The following is an 18,759-nucleotide window of genomic DNA, read 5'->3' on the forward strand; positions in this document are numbered from 1 at the left end:
CCGATTCACGCGTCACCCTAGATCTTGAAATCGTCGTAGGCGATGCGCGCCTCGTCCACGCCCAGGCGCTTCAGCAACTGGCGGGTCGCCATCAGCATCGCCGGCGGACCGCACAGGTAGAAGTCGCAGGCATGCAGGTCCGGATGCGCACGCAACAGCGTGTGCTCGGCGACTTCGTGCACCAGACCGCGCAACAGCCCGTCGCCGCACGCCGCCTCATCCGACAGCACCAGGTGCCAGCTGAAGTTGCCGTGCCGTTTCGCCAGCGCCGCCATCTCTTCGATGTAGGGTGCGTCCCGCAGGCTGCGGGCGCCATACCAGAAGTGCATGCGCTCGCTGGCGCCGCTGTCCAGGCAGGCATGGATCATGGCGCGCAGCGGCGCCATGCCCGCGCCGCCGCCGATGAACACTTTCTCGCGATTGCCCGGCTTGATGGCGAAGTCGCCGAACGGTCCGCTGAAGCGCACCCGGTCGCCGGCCTTGAGCGAGTACAGGTACGTCGAACCCTTTCCGGTCGGCACCCGCTTCTTGCCCTGCGCCCCCGGATTGAAACGCGCCAGCAGGCTCAGGCGTCCATCCGTGTTCGCCACCGGCAGCGACAGCGAATAGGAACGCCGCACCGCTTCCTTGTTGACCAGGTCGGTGGGCAGTTCCAGCGCACGCCAGTCATCGCGGTGATGCTCCGGATGCGACAGGTCGTGTGGCCGCAGGCGGTAGTCCGGCACATGCACCTGCAGGTAGGCGCCCGGCTGGTATTCCGGCCCCAGCGCGCCGTCCGCCTTCAACACGATTTCGCGCAGGAACGGCGTCACCGGCTCCACCCGCTCGACCACCGCTTCGTGTTCGGTCCACAGGCGGCTGCCGCCGGAGACCTCGACATGGGTGTCCTTGTCGACATGCAGGTTGCAGGCCAGGCGATAACCGAGTTTCAGGCGTGATTCCGGCAGGTGCGCGCGATCGGCCGCGGTCGCCGGTGGCGGCGTGCCGCGGAAACGCACCTCGCACAGGCCGCAGCTCTGTCCCCCGCCGCAGTTGGATGGCAATTGCAGGCCGTTGCGCGCGAGCGCCAGATAGACATTGTCGCCATCGGCGGCGGTCACCGTGCGCAGGCAGGTGCCGTCCGGATCGTGCACCGCGAGTTCGTGTCCGCCCCGCCAGCGGCGCGGTACGAACTCGCTCAGGCGGAAGCTGGCGAACAGCAGCCAGACGCCGGTCAGCGCGATCCACAGCCCGCCGATGCCGGCAGACACCACCAGCGGGTTGTTGAAATCGACCCGCCCGCTGTAGTCCATGATGTGCAGCATCCAGAACACATCGAACAGCCGCCAGGTGCGATTGCGGTGCTCCAGCACCTGGCCGGTATCCGCGGCCAGGTACACGGTGGTGTCCTCGGCGTCGTCGAAATCCACCCGCCACAGCCGCCCCGGGTGATCACGCACTTCCAGCGTGCGTTCCAGCAATCGCGCCGATGCCGCCCGGCCGGGCCCGGTGTACGAAGCGCGCGCCAGTTGTCCGGCCAGCACGGCGTCGATGCCCAGGCGTGTTCCCGATCGCGCATCGACCAGATGGACCGCCGTGCCATCGAATACCTGGTACACCGGCCGCTCCAGCAACCAGCCACTGGCGACCGTCTGCGCCTGGTCGCCCACCACCGCCAGCGCGATCGTGGCCGGCCGCACATCCGCCGGCCACGCGCGCGGCGCGGCGGCATGCGCGCGGAATTCGTGCCCCTGCACCTTGTCGTGCTCCAGCCATGCCATCACCAGGCCGCTGGCCATCCACAGCACGAACTGCACGGCGATGATCAGGCCGAGCCACTTGTGAATCTTCCGCATCCACGGCGTCATGCGCTGCGCCTCCGGGTGAAGTTGTAGAACAGCAGCCAGGCGCCGCTCAACGCGAAGATCAATCCGCTCGCGGTCGCCACCCGCAGCAGGGTGTTGTTGACGTCCGTGCGCTTCTCGTAATCCATGATGTGGAACATCCACAGGAAATCGAACCAGCGCCACAGGCTGTGCCGGCGCGCCAGCAGTTCACCGGTGTCGGGCGAGAAATACAGTGTGGTCTGGCCACGGTCGTCGAACCGCACCGCCCACATCGGCACCGGCCGGGTCTGCACTTCGCGCGGCGCGCGGGTGATCCATTCGGCGCCGGTCACCTCGGCCTCGCCCTGGTAGACCGCCTTGGCCAGCGCGACCACGGTGGTGCGTTCCAGCGGGGTGATGCGCTCGCCGGTGCCGGTATCGATCAGGGCGGCACCGCCATCCTGGCGGATTTCATAGACTTCCCTGTCCAGCAGGCGCTTGATCTTCAGCGCGGTGATGCCGGGATGGCGGGCCATCAGTTCGTCCTGCGCCAGCCGCGGCGCGGCCGCCGCCAGCGGTTCGCTGTGGCTGTGCGCCAGGTGGTCGCCGTGGATGATGTCGAGTGGCACGACGGTCATGTAGACGCCGCTGATCATCCACAGCAGCGCCTGCACGCCGACGACCAGCCCGATCCATTTATGGGCGCGTCGCGCCCAGAAAGCGGGTTTCATTCGTGGGTTCCTGTTGGTTGCGGCGTGGCCGCGATCTTCCCGTCCGCCGGCAAGCCGGCGGACGGGTCACGGTTCACCAGCGGTAGCCGAAGCGCGCGTACCAGCGCCGGCCCAGCAGGTCGTAGGTCATCGTGTCGGTATTGCCATCCGTGTAGCTCTGGATGAACGGCGCCTTCTTGTCCCACAGGTTGTCGATGCCGAACGAGACGTCGAACGACTGGCTCACCGGTGCGAACTTCACCTGCACGTTGTGGTAGGTCAGGCTCGGCGCATGATCACCGGTGAATCCCCGGGTCGCGGTGATGTCGTCCGTCTTGCCGATGTACTGGACGCTGTAGGAACCCGACCAGGCATCGCGCTTGGCGGTCAGCGAGGTGAATGCCCGCCAGTGCGCGTAGCTGCCGCGTCCGCCGGTGATCTTGCCGGCGTACTCGATCAGGTCGGCGCCCGGGAACGGCCGCACGTCGTACTTGTCCAGGTAGGACACGTCCATGCTGAAGGTCGAGTCGAAACCCATCGCCTCGAACTCGTACAGGCCGCCCAGGTCGATGCCGGAGATCCGCTCGTTGGCCGCGTTGACCGGCTGCGAGGACAGGAAATCCACTTCGCCGGTGATCGGGTTGCGGGTGAAGTTCTCGCTGCCGCAGAACGGATGCGCCAGGCCCGGGGTGGTGTAGCAGATGGACAGCTTGGTCGATCCGTCGATGCGCTGGATCGCGTTGTCGATGCGGATGTTGAAGTAGTCCACGGTCAGGGTCAGGCCGGGCAGGAAACCCGGTGTCCATACCGCGCCGACGGTCAGCGACTTGGCATCCTCCGGTTCCAGATCCGGGTTGCCGCCGGAGGTGGTCAGGATGGTGTTGCCCGGCTGCACGTAGCCGGCCGGCACGCCGTAGGCCTGGCAGTTCTGGCGCACGGTCGGATCGATGGTGGTGCTGGTGCTCCAGCCGCTGCAGGGATCGGTCGTGGTCAGGTTGCCCTCGGCGACGCCGCCGAACAGTTCGGGGATGTTCGGGATGCGGAAGGCGGTCGCGTAGTTGGCGCGGATCTTCAGCGACGGCATCACCTGCCAGTCCAGGCCGACCTTGTAGTTGATGTCCTCGCCGAACAGGTCGTAGTCCGAATAGCGGACCGCGGCGTTGAGGATCAACGAGTCCGCGATGGCGCTGTCCATCAACAGCGGCACGGCGAATTCGACGAAGGCTTCCTTGGCGGTGTACTCGCCGGCAATCGGGTCCTGCTGGTTGGTGTTGGCGATGCCCATCACCGTCAGCGGATCCGGATCGCGCCAGCCGCGCTCCTTGCGGACCTCGACGCCGGAGGCGAAGCCCACCCAGCCCGCCGGCATCTCGAACAGCTGGCCGCTGATGTTGGCGGTGAAGCTCTTCTGCTCGTTGCCGCCGTGATCGCGGGTGGTAAACAGGATGTAGTCCAGCACTTCCTGGGTGACGTCGCCATACCCCAGGTAGTCGGCGCAGGGAATCGCCGCGCCTGGCGCGTTGCTGCAGATCGCGGTATTGAGGGTCTGGTCCACGCGGTCCAGGTTGGCGACCTTGGTGGAACCGTCCAGGCCCGTGTTGCGGCCCCAGTTCAGCGCGGCCGACCAATCCCAGTTCATGCCCAGTTGCCCTTCCAGTCCGACCACGGCGCGGAAGGTATTGGTGTCCTGGAAGAACCGGCGGGTACCCGCTTCCTCCAGGCGGCGGCGCTGCAACAGCAGATCCTGGCCGGTCGGATTGGTCGGGTGGTCGGCGGCGATGTTGATCGGGCGGTACACGCCCAGGCCGCCGGGGGTCGCCAACTGGTGCGACTGCCGGTTGGTGTACATCAATTCGGTGAACAGGCGCGTGGTGTCGCTGAGCTGGGTATCGCCGAACAGGCTGAAGCTCAGGCGCTTGATCGGATTGACCGCGTTGAGGGTCGGATTGCCGTTGTAGTTGTGCTTGGCGGCCGAATAAGGCTCGTAGAAGTCGCCATCGCCGTTCGGATCCTGATTGAAGTTGACGCGGCTGCCGTCGGCCAGCAACGCGCGGCCGCCGATGGTGGTGGAACTGCCCGAACAGACCAGGCCGCCGGTGTCCTCGTCCACCGCCAAACCGCAGGGTGCGCGCGTGGCCATGTTGACGCTGCCGCTTTCCGAATAGCTCAGGCCGGCCATCAGCGAACCGCGATCGCTGGTGGTACCCCAGACCAGATCGAAGGATCCGTCTTCGCCGTCGCTTTCGAAGGTCTGGCCGTAGCGCATCGCCAGTTCGGCGCCCTCGAAGTTTTTCTTGGTGATGATGTTGACCACGCCGGCCACGGCGTCGGCGCCATAGATGGCCGATGCGCCGTCCTTCAGTACTTCGATGCGCTCGATCAGCGCCACCGGGATCATGTTGAGGTCGACCGAACTGTTGGCGCCGGTGCCGCCATTGACCACGCGGCGGCCGTTGAGCAGCACCAGGGTACGGTTGATGCCCAGGCCGCGCAGGTTGACCTGGGTGGTGCCATAGCCGTTCTCGGCCCAGTAGGCATTGGTCTGGCTGCCGGCGAAACCGGCGGAGGCCGGCAGGCGTTGCAGCAGCGTTTCCACCGAGGTCGCGCCGGAGCGCTCGATGGCCTCGGCATCGACCACGCTCACCGGACCGACGCCGGAAATCTGCAGGCGCTTGATATGGCTGCCGGTGACCTGGACGGTGTCCAGCGTGGTGGCCTGTTCCTGCTCGGAGGTGGCGGTGTTGTCCTGCGCGTGCAGGGTGTGGGCGAAGCCCGCGCACAGCAGTGCGCCGACGGCTGCGGCCAGCGGATTGGGTTTGAAAAACATGGGCTCTCTCCCCGTGTCGGGTGCTTGTCTGTTCGGATGGTGTCCCCCGGCAAATGTCCGGCAGGACGAACGGGCCGCGAGCGCGGCCGTGACAAGCTCAGCCGATCGGAGGTCGGAAGACGCGGGAAACGCCGCTGCGCACCTCCGGCAACAGCGGGGGACTCAGATAGGGCACGTCGAGGACGTGCTGGGCGGCGAACAGCGGCGCCGTGCGTCCCGGATAGAAGGTGAGCACGCAACTGCACGCGCAGGTGGTCGCGCTGCCGCAATCGCAGTCATCGTGGTGATTGCCGTTCGTCGGATCGCCGTTCAGCCAGCCGGAATCGGCCATGCAGGCTGGCGCGCCGCGATCCGGTCGGGCCTGTTCGTCATGCTGGCCATGACGCCCGCCTTCCCTTTCACCCTCGCCGAGCGCGGCCAGATCATCGACCGCCATCCGGGTCGCCGCCCACGCGCTGGCCGCACCGTCCAGGCAAAGGACGGTAATCAGGACCAGCCGCAGGAGCAGGCGAATCGACATCGGAAAAGAGGGCACCAGGTTGTCTATACGAGAGACATATCACTTCGCGAAATCGGGTGTCAACCGTTTGTGCATTGCCGCATCGAAATTTGTGGCACCAGTTGTATAGACATGACATGCTTTTTCCATGGAGACGCCCAAGCCGCACTACCTCAAGCTGAAGCAGTACATCCTCCGCCACATCACCAATGGCGATTGGCCGCCGTTGAGCCGCGTGCCCAGCGAGAACGATCTGGTGGTGAAGTTCGGCGTTTCGCGGATGACCGTCAACCGGGCGTTGCGCGAACTCAGCGACTCCGGCGTGCTCACCCGCGTGCAGGGCGTCGGCACCTTCGTCGCCGGCCCCAAGGCCGAATCGGCCATGTTCGAAGTGCGCAGCATCCGCGAGGAAATCGTCGCGCGCGGGCAGATCCACAGCGTGCAGGTACTGATCGGCGAAACGGTGGTGGCCCGCCCCAACGTCACCAGCCAGTTCGGCCTGGAATCCGGCGCCGAGCTGTTCCATTCGCGCCTGCTGCACAAGGCCAACGGCAAGCCGCTGCAGCTGGAGGATCGCTTCGTCAATCCGGCCAGCGCGCCGGATTACCTGGGCATCGACTTCCAAACCGAGATTCCGCACCAGTACCTGATGCGGGTCGCGCCACTGGAGCGCACCGAACACGTCATCGAGGCCGAGACCGCCAACAAGCGGCTCGCCGCGCAACTGGAGATCGCCGACGGCGATCCCGTGCTGGTGCTGACCCGGCGCACCTGGTCGCGTGGCCAGGTCGTCACCTGGGTCCGCCTCACCTACCCCGCTTCACGTTACCGGTTCGTCGGCACCTTCCAGGTCGGCGGCACCATCACTCCAGGAGGATAACCATGACCGCCATCGAGCCCTCGCGCACCGCCGGTGCCCGTCCCGTCCGCGCGCCGCGCGGCACCGACCTGCACTGCCGCAGCTGGCTGACCGAAGCCGCCTATCGCATGCTGCAGAACAACCTGGATCCGGACGTGGCCGAACGTCCCGAGGAGTTGGTGGTGTACGGCGGCATCGGCCGCGCCGCGCGCAACTGGGCCTGCTTCGACAAGATCCTCGAGACCCTGCGCACGCTCGGCGACGACGAAACCCTGCTGATCCAGTCCGGCAAGCCGGTCGGCGTGTTCCGCACCCACGCCGACGCGCCGCGCGTGCTGCTCGCCAATTCCAACCTGGTCCCGCACTGGGCCACCTGGGACCACTTCAACGAGCTCGATAAAAAGGGCCTGATGATGTACGGCCAGATGACCGCCGGCAGCTGGATCTACATCGGCAGCCAGGGCATCGTCCAGGGCACCTACGAAACCTTCGTCGAACTCGGCCGCCAGCATTACGACGGCGACTGGTCCGGCAAGTGGATCCTGACCGCCGGCCTCGGCGGCATGGGCGGCGCGCAGGCGCTGGCGGCGACGCTGGCCGGGGCCAGCAGCATCGTCATCGAATGCCAGGAATCGCGTATCGACTTCCGCATGCGCACCCGCTACGTCGACTTCAAGGCCAGGAGCATCGACGAGGCGCTGGAGATCATCCGCACCACCGATCGCCCGGTCTCGGTCGGCCTGCTCGGCAACGCCGCGGAGCTGCTGCCGAAGTTCGTCGAACTGGCCCGCCAGGGCGTCGCCCGGCCGGACGCAGTCACCGACCAGACCTCGGCGCATGACCTGATCAACGGCTACCTGCCCGCCGGCTGGACGGTCGAACAGTGGATCGCCGCGCGCAATGGCGGCGACACCGAACGCGCCGCGCTGACCGACGCCGCCGCCGATTCCTGCGCGACCCACGTGCGCGCGATGCTTGATTTCCACCACATGGGCGTGCCCACGATCGACTACGGCAACAACATCCGCCAGGTCGCCAAGGATCGCGGCGTCGCCAACGCCTTCGATTTCCCGGGCTTCGTGCCGGCCTGCATCCGTCCGCTGTTCTGCCGCGGCATGGGTCCCTTCCGCTGGGTGGCGCTGAGCGGGGATCCGGAAGACATCTACAAGACCGACGCCAAGATCAAGGAACTGTTCCCCGACAACGTCCACCTGCATCGCTGGCTGGATCAGGCGCGCGAGCGCATCGCCTTCCAGGGCCTGCCCGCGCGCATCTGCTGGCTCGGCCTGGGCGAGCGCCATCGCGCCGCGCTGGCATTCAACGAGATGGTCCGCAACGGCGAACTGAAGGCGCCGATCGTGATTGGCCGCGATCACCTGGACTGCGGCTCGGTCGCCAGCCCCAACCGCGAAACCGAAGGCATGCGCGACGGTTCCGACGCGGTCTCCGACTGGCCGCTGCTGAACGCGCTGCTGGCCACCGGTGGCGGCGCCACCTGGGTCAGCCTGCACCACGGCGGCGGCGTCGGCATGGGCTTTTCGCAGCACTCCGGCGTGGTCATCGTCTGCGACGGCAGCGAGGCCGCCGACCAGCGCCTGTCACGCGTCCTGTTCAATGACCCGGCGATGGGCGTCATGCGCCATGCCGACGCCGGCTACAAGGACGCCCTCGCCTGCGCCCGCGAACACCACCTGCACCTGCCTGCCATCACCGGATAAACCTCCATGTTGACCCTCGTTCCCGGCCAGCTGTCGCTGGCCCAGATCCGCGCCATCGCCACCACGTTCGAGCCGATCCAGCTGGATCCCGCCTGCCTGCCGGCGGTACGCGCCTCCGCCGAAACGGTGCAGTCGATCGTCGCCGCCGGTGCGCCCGCCTACGGCATCAATACCGGTTTCGGCAAGCTCGCCAAGGTGCACATTCCGGTGGACCAGTTGGAACAACTGCAGACCAACCTGGTGCGCTCGCACGCGGTCGGCATGGGGCCGCTGCTGGACGACGACACCGTCCGCCTGATCCTGGCGCTCAAGATTGCCTCGCTGGCGCGCGGCTTCTCCGGCGTGCGCGAACAGACCCTGCAGGCACTGATCGCGATGTACAACGCGCGGATCTGGCCGTGCATTCCCTCGCAGGGTTCGGTCGGTGCTTCCGGCGATCTGGCGCCGCTGTCGCACCTGAGCCTGGCCGCGATGGGCGAAGGCCAGGTCCGCGTCGATGGCGAGCTGCGCGACGCGGGTGAAGCCCTGCGCGCGGCCGGCATCACCCCGATCAAGCTCGCCGCCAAGGAGGGCCTGGCCCTGCTCAATGGCACCCAGGTCTCCACCGGCATTGCCCTGCGCGCCCTGTTCGCCGCCGAGCAGGTCTATTCGGCGGCGGTGCTGGCCGGCGCGTTGAGCGTGGACGCCGCCTGCGGTTCGGATGCGCCGTTCGACCCGCGCATCCACGCCGTGCGCGGCCAGCCCGGCCAGATCGAGGTCGCGGCCGAATACCTGCGCCTGCTCCAGGGCAGCGCCATCCGCGAATCGCACCGCCACAACGACACCCGCGTGCAGGATCCCTACAGCCTGCGCTGCCAGCCGCAGGTCATGGGCGCCTGCCGCGACCAGTTGCAGCAGGCCGCGCGCACGCTGTGGATCGAGGCCAACGCGGTGTCCGACAACCCGCTGGTGTTCACCGACACCGGTGACGTGATCTCCGGTGGCAACTTCCATGCCGAACCGGTGGCCTTCGCCGCCGACCAGATCACCATCGCCGTCTCCGAAGTCGGCGCGCTGTCCGAACGCCGCATCGCCCTGCTGATCGATGCCAGCATCTCCGGCCTGCCGGCGTTCCTGGTGGCCGAGCCGGGCATCAACTCCGGCTTCATGATCGCCCACGTCACCGCCGCCGCGCTGGCCAGCGAGAACAAGACCCTCGCCCACCCGGCCAGCGTCGATTCGCTGCCGACCTCCGCCAACCAGGAGGATCACGTCAGCATGGCGACCTTTGCCGCGCGCAAGGCCGGTGACGTGGCGACCAACGTGCGCCGGATCGTCGCGATCGAACTGCTCGCCGCCGCCCAGGGCATCGATTTCCGTCGTCCGCTGAAATCCTCCGGGCTGCTGGAAGCCGCCCACGCCCGCGTGCGCGCGGAAGTCCCGCACTACGGCGAGGACCGCTACCTGGCGCCGGAAATGCAGGCATTGGAAGCGCTGGTCGCCAGCGGTACATTGACCGCCTTCGTCGACATGCCGCTCGGAGTATCCGCGTGATTCCAGGCTGGAAAGGCCGCATCGATCCGCCCGGCGACGGCGACACCCGCCGCTGGCACCAGATCGTCGCCACGCCCCAGGCGGGCGCGCCCGCCGGCGTGGCACTGGTGGGATTCGCCTGTGACGAAGGCATCCGCCGCAACAATGGCCGCACCGGCGCGGCGCAGGGCCCGATGGTGCTGCGCGCGGCGCTGTCCAACCTGCCGGTCCGCGACGACGCCCCCCTGTACGACGCCGGCGACGTGGTCTGCGAGGGCGAGGATCTGGAAGGCGCGCAGGCCGCGTTCGGCGCCCGCGTCGCCTCCCTGCTCGATGCCGGCCACCTGCCGATCGGCCTGGGTGGCGGGCATGAAATCGCCTTCGCCAGCTACCAGGGCCTGATCGGGCACCTGGGCGAACGCCGGCCGCGCGTGGGCATCGTCAACTTCGATGCCCACTTCGATCTGCGCCAGCAGGCCGTTGGCAGCTCCGGCACGCCTTTCCTGCAGGCGCTGGATCATGCCGCCGGCATCGGTCTGGATCTGCAGTACCTGTGCCTGGGCATCAGCGCATCGGCCAATACCCGCCAATTGTTCGAGACCGCGCGCCAGCGCGGCGTGCGCTACCTGCTGGACGACGAGATGGACATGCGCCGGCTGGACCTGTGCCAGCAGCGCGTGGCCGACTGGCTGCGCGACATCGATCTGATCTACCTGACCGTCTGCCTGGACGTGCTGCCGCATGCGATGGCGCCCGGCGTCAGCGCGCCCAGCGCCCGCGGCGTGCCGCTGGAAGTGCTGGAACCGCTGCTGGAGACCATCGCCGCCACCGGCAAGGTCGCGCTGATGGACGTGGCGGAACTGTCGCCGCCGTTCGACCGTGACAACGGCACCGCCCGGGTCGCCGCCCGCCTGGTCCACCGCGCGGCGCACGCCATCCGCGGCTGAGCCCGCTACCGTGACAAAACCCTTGACTCTTGACCAAGGTCAAGGGTGCAGAATGGCGCCATCCCGCACCGGAGAACGCCATGAACATCGGCCAATTGGCACGCCTGGCGGGCGTGCCCATCGATACCGTCCGCTATTACGAGCGCCAGCAGCTGCTGCCGCCGCCCAGCCGCAGCCCGGCCGGTTACCGCCGCTACGAGGGCGCGGACGTCATCCGCCTGACCTTCATCCGTCGCGCCAAGGCGCTGGGTTTCACCCTGGATGAAATCCGCGACCTGCTGGAAATCAGCGCCGGGCGCGAGGACATGGCGCAGATGAAGGCCGCCGCCGCCGCCAAGCTGGCGGTGGTGGAAGAGCGCCTGGCCGAAATGACCCGCATGCGCGACGCGCTGCGTGGCCTGGTCGAGGCCTGCCCCGGCCACGGCGATCTGAGCGAATGCCCGATCGTGGCCGCACTCGCCGAGGAACCGAAATGAGCGGCTCCCGCCACACGCACGGCAAAGCCGGCGCGGAGAAAGCCGGCGGCGCGTCCTGTTGCAGCAGCAATGGCGATGGCGATGGTCGGCAAGACAAGGGCTCCACCCAGGATCCGGTCTGCGGCATGAACGTGGATCCCGCCACCACCGCGCACCATGCCGAACACGACGGACAGGCCTATCACTTCTGCTCCGCGGGTTGCCGCGAAAAGTTCATCGCCGATCCCGCGCGCTTCGCCCGTTCGAAAGACGACAACGAGCCTTCGTCCGGCTGCGACCCGGCGAAGAACGACGCTGCGGATGCGAAGGCGACCGGCGCCTGCTGCTCCGGCAACAAGACCCGCCATGCGCAGGAACATGACCACGCGCATGCCGGCCACGATCATGCCCATCACGGCCATGGTCAACACCACGCGCACACTGCCGACACCGTAATCGACCCGGTCTGCGGCATGCGCGTGGATCCGGCCACCACCGCGCACCACGCCGAGCACGCCGGCCACGCCTACCACTTCTGCTCGGCCGCCTGCCGCAACAAGTTCGTTGCCGACCCGCCGCGCTGGCTGGCGCCGAAACGCGAGCCCGAAGCCGCCGTGCCCGGCGCGCAATACACCTGCCCGATGCATCCGGAGATCGTCCGCGATGGCCCCGGCACCTGCCCCATCTGCGGCATGGCGCTGGAACCGATGATGCCCTCGCTGGACGACGGCGAGAATCCGGAGCTCACCGATTTCCGCCGCCGCTTCTGGTGGACCCTGCCGCTGAGCGTGGCGACGCTGGTGCTGGCGATGTTCGGCCAATACTTCCACGCGATGCCGCCGGCCACGCGCACCTGGACTGAACTGGTGCTCAGCACGCCGGTGGTGTTGTGGGCGGCGTGGCCGTTCTTCCAGCGCTGGGCGCAGTCCATCCGCAACCGCAGCCCCAACATGTGGACGCTGATCGGCACCGGCGTGGGCGCGGCCTACGGCTACAGTGTGGTGGCGACCGTCGCGCCTGACCTGTTCCCGGCTTCCTTCCACGAACACGGCCGGGTCGGCGTCTACTTCGAGGCCGCCGCGGTCATCGTCTCGCTGACCCTGCTGGGCCAGTTGCTGGAACTGAAGGCGCGCTCGCAGACCTCGGCCGCGATCAAGGCGCTGCTCGGTCTCGCTCCCAAGACCGCCCGCCGCCTGCGCGAGGATGGCCAGGAAGAGGACATCGAGCTGTCCCATGTGCACGTGGGCGATCGCCTGCGCGTGCGCCCCGGCGAAAAGGTGCCGGTGGACGGCGTGGTGCTGGAAGGCCGCTCGCACATCGACGAATCCATGCTGACCGGCGAACCGGTGCCGGTGTCCAAGGCCGACGGCGACAGCGTCATCGGCGCCACCATCAACGGGTCCGGCAGCCTGATCATCCGCGCCGAGCGCGTCGGCAGCGACAGCGTGCTCGCCCAGATCGTGCAACTGGTCGCGCAGGCGCAACGCTCGCGCGCGCCGATGCAGCGGCTGGCCGACAAGGTCTCGTTCTGGTTCGTGCTGGCGGTGCTGGCCTCGGCGGTACTGACCTTCCTGGGCTGGGGCCTGTTCGGTCCGGAGCCGTCGTGGACCTACGCGGTGCTCAACGCGGTCTCGGTGCTGATCATCGCCTGTCCCTGTGCGCTGGGCCTGGCCACGCCGATGTCGATCATGGTCTCCACCGGCCGCGCCGCGCAGCTGGGCGTGCTGTTCCGCGATGCCGAGGCGATCGAGACCCTGCGCAAAGTCGATACGCTCATCGTCGACAAGACCGGCACCCTCACCGAGGGCCGTCCCGCGTTCCGCACGCTGATCCCGGCCGGCGGCGTCGAGGAAACCGAAGCGCTGCGGCTGGCCGCCAGCCTGGACGCCGGCAGCGAGCATCCGCTGGCGCACGCCATCGTCGCCGAGGCACGCGAACGCGGGATCGTCCTCGCTCCCGCGCAGGATTTCGAATCCTCCAGCGGCATCGGCGTGCGCGGCCAGGTGGATGGCAAGGCGCTGGCGCTGGGCAACACCGCGCTGATGCAGGAAACCGGCGTCGACGTGTCGCCGCTGGACGCCGACGCCCGCCGCCTGCGTGCCGAAGGTGCCAGCGTGATGTTCCTGGCCGTGGACGGCCGCGCCGCCGGCCTGATCGCGGTGGCCGATCCGATCAAGGTCACCACCCCGTCCGCGCTGCGCGCCCTGCAGGCCATCGGCGTGCGCATCGTGATGGCGACCGGTGACGGCGAACGCACCGCGCAGGCGGTGGCTTCGCAGGTCGGCATCGACGAAGTGCATGGCGAAGTCCGCCCGGCCGACAAGGCCGCGCTGGTCGCCCGCCTGAAGGCCGAGGGCCGCGTCGTGGCGATGGCCGGCGACGGCATCAACGATGCGCCGGCGCTGGCCTCGGCCGATGTCGGCATCGCCATGGGCACCGGCACCGACGTGGCGATGTCCAGCGCGCAGGTCACCCTGGTCAAGGGCGATCTGGGCGGCATCGTCCGCGCCAAGGCATTGTCGGAAGCCACCGTGCGCAACATGCGCCAGAACCTGGGCTTCGCGTTCTTCTACAACGCGCTGGGCGTGCCGGTCGCCGCCGGTCTGCTGTACCTGTTCGGCGGTCCGCTGCTGTCGCCGATGCTGGCCGCGCTGGCGATGAGCCTGAGCTCGGCCTCGGTGGTCGCCAACGCGCTGCGCCTGCGCCGCCAGTCGCTGCCGATGGCCGCCTGATCCCGTCGCTCCCGTGGAACGGGTGCGCCGCTAGAATGCGGCGCACCCCACTCATCCACGGGACCCGGCGGCATGGAAGATTCGCAACACCGGCTCGGCACCGCGTCTCCTTGGCGCTATCTGCTGCTGGTGGCCGTGCCGTTGCTGGTGGCGCTGTTGCTCTCCCGCTGGCCACTGCCGGTCTCCGCGCCGACGCCGACGGCCGGCAACAGCGCCGCGCATGCCGGCGCGGCCACCCCGCTCGCCCTGTTCCTGTTGCAACTGCTGGTGGTGCTGTCCGCCGCCAAGGGCGCCGGTTGGCTGCTGCGCCGCTTCGGCCAACCGGCGGTCATCGGCGAGATGGCAGCCGGCCTGCTGCTGGGTCCGCTGCTGTTCGGCGCGGTGATGCCGGCAACCCAGGCCTGGCTGTTCGCACCGGCATCGCTCGGCGCGCTCGGCCTGATCAGCCAGTTGGGCGTGCTGATGTTCCTGTTCGTGGCCGGTGCCGAACTGGAACTGTCCAGCCTGCACGGTCGCCGCGCCTTCGCCCTGCTGGTCAGCCACAGCGGCATCGCGCTGCCGTTCCTGTGCGGCGTGCTGCTGGCCTTCGCGCTGTTCAACGCGCACGCGCCCGCCGGCGTCGGCTTCGCCAACTTCGCCCTGTTCATGGGCATTTCGCTCAGCGTCACCGCCTTCCCGGTATTGCTGCGCATCCTGTCCGACCGCGGCATCACCCACACGCCGCTCGGCCACATCGCGGTGGCCTGCGCCGCGTTGGGAGACGCCACCGCCTGGTGCCTGCTCGCCGCCATCGTCGCTTCGGCGCAGGCGACCGGCTGGGCTTCCGCGCTCACCAGCCTGCTGGGCACGCTGGTGTTCGCGGGGGTGATGATCGTGCTGGTGCGGCCGTGGCTGTCGCGACACGAAGTCGCGCCCGAACGCGAGGGCCACCATCTGATTGGCCTGCTGCTGATGGCGCTGGCCGCCGCGCTGGTGACCGAACTGCTGGGCATCCACGCCCTGTTCGGCGCGTTCCTGGCCGGCATCGCCGTCTCCGGCAATGCACGCCTGCGCGAACTGCTGATCCAGAAGGTCGAACCCTTCGCCATCTCGCTGCTGCTGCCATTGTTCTTCGCCATGACCGGCCTGCGCCTGCGCGTGGAAGGCTGGCGGCCCGGCGACCTGCTGCTGTGCGGGGTGGTGATTCTCATCGCCAGCCTCGGCAAGGGCCTGGGCACCTGGCTGGCCGCGCGCAGCGCCGGCATGCCCCAGACGGACGCGCTGCGGCTGGGCGCTCTGATGAACACGCGCGGGTTGATGGAACTGATCGTGCTCAACCTGGGCTACGAGATGGGCCTGATCGGCGATCGCCTGTTCGCGGTGCTGGTGATCATGGCGCTGGTGACCACGGCGATGACGGGCCCGCTGCTCAATCTCATCGAGCGCCGCGCGCGATCGGCCTCGCCTGCCTGACGCCGGCGCTTTGCCTGGGTCTTAACGCTCTCCACCCGACCATCCGGATTTTCCCCAAGGGCTTCACGACGATGGCGTATGTGGATGGTTTCCTGCTGGCGGTGCCGAAGACCCGACTGGCCGAGTATCGCCGGCTCGCCCGCCAGGCCGGACAGGTCTGGATGGATCATGGCGCGGTCGAATACTGGAATGCGTGGGCGATGACGTGCCCGATGGCAAGACCACCTCGTTCGCCCGCAGCGTGAAACTCAGGCCCGGCGAAGTCGTGATCTTCTCCTGGATCCGCTACCGCTCCCGCGCCCATCGCGATCGGGTCAACGCCAGGGCCATGGCCGATCCACGCATCGCCGACATCGGACCGGATCAGATGCCCTTCGATCCCAAGCGGATGATGTATGGCGGATTCGCGTCGCTGGTGTCGCGTTTGCGTTCGTAGTCGATGCAGGGCAGGACGTGAACGGATTCCTTCCAGTACTCGACAAGACCTCGGTGAAGTCGCAGCTCTCGCGAAGAGCCCCCCGCCCCCGCCTGGGGGAGATGGTTGGGGTGGTGGCAAGCGGAAAAATCCCTCGCCATGACCAGCAACGTCAGGCACGGTCCTGGATCGCTGCGGTCAACAGGATCCACTGCGGAAAGCGCCCCCATCCCAGCCTTCCCCCGCAAGCGGGGGAAGGGGCGGAGCATAGCGGCGCGGGGGCAACATCCTCATCATCGTCGAACACGATCGGCGACGTCATGTATGTCCCCCTATCGCACCGTTCATGGAAACAGCCCCCTCCCCCGCTCGCGGGGGAGGGTTGGGGTGGGGGCGAGCGGAAAAATCCCGGGCCATGACCTCTCAGGGTCGCCCCCACTCGATGCTCGCGACGCGCAGTTCCCGCCCGACTTGCTCCAATCCCAGGAACACCGCTTCACTACCACCGTCGCTGCAAAGCCCCACATAGATGTGGCTGCGACCCTCCCAGCGATCAGGCGGCTCGCTCGCCACGGTATCGATTGGTGCCTCCAGGTAGCCAATCATTTCTTCGTAGCATTGCTTCAGCCCGGCAGGCGTGTAGGTGGCCTTCAGCTCGACAGTCAACATTTGATGGGCCATCTCGAATCGACCATCGACCAGATGGCAGGCGAACCGCTCCCCCGCTTCGATGACCGCTTCTTCCTCCTCGACGGTCAACGGTTCACGTCCCGCTTCGACTTCCGAATCCTCGTCATCAGCCTGCTCGCCCATGGCCGCATTGGTCTGCAGCAACGCCATCAGTTCCTGCTGCAAATCCTGCATCAGACCCGCGGCGTTCATCATCGAGGCCAAGCTGTCGGGCAGGGTCGCGTCGATATCCTTCGGCAGGCCGGTCAATTCATCAACCCGCCCGGTCGCTCCCTCGTGCCGGCCATTCCGCAGTGCGCGGGCGCGACGCGCGAAGTCGCCATAGACCGATTCCTTCAGGCCATTGCGTTCCCATGTCCTGTCCAAGGATGCCGCCTGATTGAAGGCCTCTTCCGCCGCGGCGTAATCCTCCAGATCCATCAGCACCAGGCCCCGCCAATGCGCCCAGGTCTGATCGGGAAACAGATCCAGTGCGATGGCGTACAGCCCCTCGGCCTCACGCAGGCGCTCGTGTCGGGTCGCTCCGTTGCCTTCCACCCGCGCGGCGGTTCGCCGCGCCAGATTGACGATGGCCGATGCGGCCTGTTGCTTGACGCGGTCACTCACGGGGCCCTGGCTCCTTTCGCTCATACGCGAGATGTTCGATAGTCCGGCCCGCATCATGCCATCACGCGATGCGCATCCATGCGTCTGCCATTTACCGAATTTTTTCGCCCGAAGTACAACAAAACCTCAGTGATACCGGAAAAGTTTACCCACGCACGCCCCGCCCTCGCTTGCGGGGGAAGGGGCAGAAGATCGCAGGGAGCTCGAACTATCCAGCAATGCCCATTCGTGCGTACCCCCTCATTGCCGCGCAACGCAACGAGATGCAGCCTGACTTGCGCCATCACTACGGCGACCACGAACAAGCAACTGACGAAGCCACCTGCAACGCGCATCAAGACGCGCGCTGCCAGCCTGGGCTGCATTCACGCCCGCTGCGCGAAAGCCCTCATCGGAACGCACGCCCCACCCAGCACCCCCTGCTTTTCTACGGCAGTTCAAAGAGTGAGTGATAGGACAAGCTTATCCGCTTCGAATCCAGTACTGATATGACGACCCTACCCCGCGACATCCATACACCACCGGCCTCGTCGTCCACCACCGTATCGACATCGTATCGGTAGATATGACCGTACTCGCCATCGCGGGTAGCCGATTCGCTTGCCCATACGATTCCGCCAAACCCGCGTGCAACGGCTCGCACGGCCTCGGTACAGGAAAGCCCCGACACCTGTTCCGGCGGGACGGGTTCTTCGTGCGGCTCCGCAGATGCGGAAGGACCCTCGTGAATCATGGGCGTCTCCTTGCTCTCATTGCGGGATGCCGTCAACCGCCACCGGCCGTACCGACCGGCTCCCATAGTCCACGAAAAGGGAAATCCGGCTCCACGAGCCGCCAGGTCCTTCGAGTTGCGATCTCCCGGAACCATCGCCCTCCGTAGATCCCTTCAACGCCGTAGGCAGGATCCACCGCCATCTCGACAACTGTGCCATCGTGGATACGGGCCTCGATGTACTGCACGAAGCATCGATACTCCGATGGCGTCTCAAATCCACGAATGGGATACCACTTGCCGCTTTGCATTGAGATTTCCTGAAAAAACCGGCACCTGCCGGGCTTCTCATGTCATCCAGATCCCGCAACCCTCACTTCACCTTCGCGTAAGTCCCCTTCAACGCCACGCCCGACATGATGTTGCCGGCGTAGCACTCATAGTTGGTCGGGCTCTTGAATTCGTTCTTCTTGAAGTAGCTGGTGATGTCGATCACCGCGTTGGCGCCGCGTGCCTTGGCGCTTTCCTGGAAGGCCTTCAACACCGACAGGGTGACCCAGCGGCAGGATTCGACGTCATTCTTGCCGACGCCGTTGGTCTTCTTGTTGGAGACGTCCTCGCCCATGCGCGAGACCACGGCGGGATGGGCCTGGCCGGCCAGGTAGAAGCGCACGCTGCCGTCGATGCCGGCTTCCTTGGCCTGCGGGGAGTCGATCAGTTCCTGCAGCGGCAGCTCCAGGCGGGTGTCGCCGGCGAAGGCGTTCGGAGCGGCGATGGCCAGCGTGAGCATGGCGGCGGTCAGCAGTCGTTTCATGTCGGT

Annotated in this window: 14 protein-coding genes and 1 pseudogene; 8 read left to right on the plus strand and 7 right to left on the minus strand. The window is 67.3% G+C overall.

Annotated elements, in window-relative coordinates:
- Positions 1 to 17: 17 nt before the first annotated feature.
- From AC3DE2_RS16785 to AC3DE2_RS16800, 4 genes are all read right to left on the minus strand, one after another.
- Complete coding sequence (locus AC3DE2_RS16785) at positions 18 to 1,835, minus strand: 2Fe-2S iron-sulfur cluster-binding protein (protein WP_488427125.1); 1,818 nt, start codon at positions 1,833 to 1,835, stop codon at positions 18 to 20.
- Between the two features lie 8 nt (positions 1,836 to 1,843).
- Positions 1,844 to 2,536 carry a PepSY domain-containing protein gene (locus AC3DE2_RS16790; RefSeq protein ID WP_488427126.1) on the minus strand — a complete coding sequence of 231 codons (693 nt, stop codon included), beginning with the start codon at positions 2,534 to 2,536 and terminating at the stop codon, positions 1,844 to 1,846.
- Positions 2,537 to 2,609: 73 nt separating this feature from the next.
- Entirely contained in the window at positions 2,610 to 5,342 is a 2,733-nt protein-coding gene (locus tag AC3DE2_RS16795; RefSeq protein ID WP_488427127.1) for a TonB-dependent receptor, read from the minus strand.
- A 97-nt stretch (positions 5,343 to 5,439) separates the two neighbouring features.
- Positions 5,440 to 5,862, minus strand: coding sequence for a CopL family metal-binding regulatory protein (locus AC3DE2_RS16800; protein WP_295378555.1), 423 nt, complete (start codon positions 5,860 to 5,862; stop codon positions 5,440 to 5,442).
- Between the two features lie 127 nt (positions 5,863 to 5,989).
- On the opposite strand from AC3DE2_RS16800, the gene hutC reads away from it, so the two are divergent.
- From hutC to AC3DE2_RS16840, 8 genes and pseudogenes are all read left to right on the plus strand, one after another.
- A complete protein-coding gene (gene hutC, locus AC3DE2_RS16805) occupies positions 5,990 to 6,721 on the plus strand; it encodes a histidine utilization transcriptional repressor HutC (protein WP_295378557.1) in 732 nt (243 codons plus the stop codon).
- A 2-nt stretch (positions 6,722 to 6,723) separates the two neighbouring features.
- Complete coding sequence (gene hutU / locus AC3DE2_RS16810) at positions 6,724 to 8,418, plus strand: urocanate hydratase (protein WP_488427128.1); 1,695 nt, start codon at positions 6,724 to 6,726, stop codon at positions 8,416 to 8,418.
- 6 nt (positions 8,419 to 8,424) lie between these two features.
- A complete protein-coding gene (gene hutH / locus AC3DE2_RS16815) occupies positions 8,425 to 9,951 on the plus strand; it encodes a histidine ammonia-lyase (RefSeq protein ID WP_488427129.1) in 1,527 nt (508 codons plus the stop codon).
- The gene (gene hutG / locus AC3DE2_RS16820) at positions 9,948 to 10,877 is read left to right on the plus strand and encodes a formimidoylglutamase (RefSeq protein WP_295377349.1); all 930 of its coding nucleotides are present in this window, start codon (positions 9,948 to 9,950) and stop codon (positions 10,875 to 10,877) included. Before hutH ends, hutG begins: the two co-directional genes overlap by 4 nt.
- Positions 10,878 to 10,957: 80 nt before the next feature.
- Positions 10,958 to 11,353 (plus strand): heavy metal-responsive transcriptional regulator, encoded by a 396-nt coding sequence (locus tag AC3DE2_RS16825; protein WP_295377352.1) that lies wholly within the window; start codon positions 10,958 to 10,960, stop codon positions 11,351 to 11,353.
- Positions 11,350 to 14,064: a heavy metal translocating P-type ATPase gene (locus AC3DE2_RS16830; protein WP_295377354.1), complete on the plus strand. Its 2,715-nt coding sequence runs from the start codon at positions 11,350 to 11,352 to the stop codon at positions 14,062 to 14,064. Before AC3DE2_RS16825 ends, AC3DE2_RS16830 begins: the two co-directional genes overlap by 4 nt.
- 72 nt (positions 14,065 to 14,136) lie before the next feature.
- Entirely contained in the window at positions 14,137 to 15,516 is a 1,380-nt protein-coding gene (locus tag AC3DE2_RS16835; protein WP_488427130.1) for a cation:proton antiporter domain-containing protein, read from the plus strand.
- Positions 15,517 to 15,587: 71 nt separating this feature from the next.
- Positions 15,588 to 15,952 (plus strand): annotated as a pseudogene (locus AC3DE2_RS16840) (DUF1428 domain-containing protein).
- A 402-nt stretch (positions 15,953 to 16,354) separates the two neighbouring features.
- Here the strand turns inward: AC3DE2_RS16840 and AC3DE2_RS16845 are convergent.
- The 3 genes from AC3DE2_RS16845 to AC3DE2_RS16855 all read right to left on the minus strand — a co-directional run bounded on the left by AC3DE2_RS16845 (position 16,355) and on the right by AC3DE2_RS16855 (position 18,753).
- Positions 16,355 to 17,227 (minus strand): hypothetical protein, encoded by an 873-nt coding sequence (locus AC3DE2_RS16845; protein WP_488427131.1) that lies wholly within the window; start codon positions 17,225 to 17,227, stop codon positions 16,355 to 16,357.
- A gap of 765 nt (positions 17,228 to 17,992) precedes the next feature.
- On the minus strand, positions 17,993 to 18,250 hold the full coding sequence (locus tag AC3DE2_RS16850; RefSeq protein ID WP_488427132.1) for a hypothetical protein: 258 nt from the start codon (positions 18,248 to 18,250) through the stop codon (positions 17,993 to 17,995).
- Between the two features lie 62 nt (positions 18,251 to 18,312).
- On the minus strand, positions 18,313 to 18,753 hold the full coding sequence (locus AC3DE2_RS16855; RefSeq protein ID WP_295378425.1) for an excinuclease ATPase subunit: 441 nt from the start codon (positions 18,751 to 18,753) through the stop codon (positions 18,313 to 18,315).
- Positions 18,754 to 18,759: the final 6 nt, after the last annotated feature.

The organism is Pseudoxanthomonas sp. 68-E7 (assembly GCF_057773145.1).